General features: G+C 30.7%; 2 protein-coding genes. One reads left to right on the top strand and one right to left on the bottom strand.

Annotation, left to right across the window (positions count from 1 at the left end; all coding sequences use genetic code 11):
• Positions 1-157: 157 nt before the first annotated feature.
• Entirely contained in the window at positions 158-664 is a 507-nt protein-coding gene (locus COC46_RS15715; protein ID WP_098810762.1) for a VanZ family protein, read from the bottom strand.
• A 188-nt stretch (positions 665-852) separates the two neighbouring features.
• Here COC46_RS15715 and COC46_RS15710 point away from each other — a divergent pair, with 188 nt between their 5' ends.
• Positions 853-1,677 carry a glycosyl transferase family 2 gene (locus tag COC46_RS15710; RefSeq protein WP_098810760.1) on the top strand — a complete coding sequence of 275 codons (825 nt, stop codon included), beginning with the start codon at positions 853-855 and terminating at the stop codon, positions 1,675-1,677.
• The last annotated feature ends 233 nt before the right edge of the window (positions 1,678-1,910 follow it).

Genomic DNA, 1,910 nt, shown 5'->3' with positions numbered 1-1,910 from the left:
CAACTTTATATTTCAACACTCTGAAAAAATCTTATCTTTAATAGATAAGATTTTTTATTGTATTGATTGCGATTATTTTTTACGAAGCCACTGATAAAGTCCAAAAACATATATTTAGCTAATGATTTTTTAGGACCTCTAAATCGGTGGCCTATTATTACATTTGTTTTCTCTTTAGAATTCGGCTTTTAAAGATGATCACATATAAGCAAGCTCCGACAATGGCACCAGCTGAATCAATCAAAACATCCTGCATTAGCGGTGTACGGTCTGCTGTAAACGATTGATGAAATTCATCTGAAGCAGCATAAAGGACCGTTAGCAATAAACCGGTAATGAAGTAATGTTTATAATAAATTCTTACTAATCGTGTAGTAAAGAATGCAAGACATAAAAAGATTGTAAAATGTGCAAGCTTGCGAATAATAAATTCGGCAAACCCAGCAGTTCCAACGGTTTCAATACTAATCACTTTGCCTGCATATGTAATTTGAACAAAATCAAATAAGCCAATAAAATTACTCAATTTACTGAAGTAATTTAATTGTGGTCTAATGTCTTGATCCCCGTATGGTGTTGAAGATGAATAAAAAATAACCCCTGCAATGATGAATACGGGTAGCCAATAAAAGATAAATTGATGTTTTCTAGTAATATTCCTCAATCCTTACGTAAAAGTATAGTTAATACGTTTATTATAACAGTCGACGGCCACAAAATTAAATTTTTAACAGAAAGATTACGCCTTTGTTACAACGTATTTTATTGCCTAATTCGTTTGATTTCTCCGCGAAATTATATGTATACTTAAGTATGTAGGTTGAACTAAATTCAGTACTAGGAGTGGAGAATATGTTAGATAAATATAGAAACATACATACTACATATGAAAAATTGAATGATATAGATATAATACAAAATACTCCATTTATTCTTATCGTTAATTGGGATAGCGTGGATTATGAATTTTTAGTAAGAGCAAACGAAGCTTCAAGCGATTTACTTGTGTTTGGATCTGGTGCATATGAACCAGCTAAAATGAAACCACCAATTTTTCAACGTCATTCCTGGACGGAGCATTTTGATTCAAATATGATTTACTATAATGATCCAACACTTTACTTAGGACAAATGAGCCTAGGCTGGGGACACGGAACTGATGATACTTTTTATTTAGAAAAAATAGCAAAAATCATTGAAAAATTAATGAATAGACTATCTGTTAAAGCGGAAGATACTTTATTTTACGGTTCATCTGGTGGAGGCTTTATGTCGATGGTTTTAGCTGGATTTATTAGAGGCGCTAAAGCCTTAGTAAACAATCCTCAAACAATTATTCCAAATTATTATCAATCACATGTAAATCTCCTATTAGAAGCAGCACACCCAAATTTAACACCTGAGGAATCAGCAAAAAAATACATTACGCGTTTAAATGTATTAGAGTTCTTCAAAGAGATAAACTATATGCCATATATCTTTTACTTACAAAATACAGCTTGTAACCATGACGTCGTTAAACACTTCATGCCTTTTGTTAGAGGCTTAAATACATTAAAAGATTCATTAACATATGATCGTTTAACTATAGAACTTTATTCAAACAAAGAACAAGGCCACAATCCGTTAGAATTAGACGATACGATTCACTATATTAAACAGATTAAAAATAAATAATAATAAAATCCCCTTTGTATTTTTCTTACAAAGGGGATTTTGATTTTTAAAACATACACTAATCGAATTTCTATATTATTGATAATGTTATCTTATAACTCGATAATCTATAGCGGTTGACAAAAACTACTATGTAATTAATCAATATTTTCATCTTTAGTAAAGGATATTAATAAATTGTTTATTCCCATGCTTTTTTTGTAAGAAAAGTTGATTGAAACGGAAGAGTGCTC

The organism is Bacillus sp. AFS041924 (assembly GCF_002577195.1).
Lineage (GTDB): Bacteria > Bacillota > Bacilli > Bacillales > Bacillaceae_G > Gottfriedia.
The sequence above is the reverse complement of the archived record's forward strand: the minus strand, read 5'-3'. Positions and strand labels throughout refer to the sequence as shown.

Bases quoted from the DNA above. Each gene is read 5' to 3' on its own strand.
- COC46_RS15710 (WP_098810760.1), top strand. From the start codon at position 853: ATGTTAGATAAATATAGAAACATACATACTACATATGAAAAATTGAAT.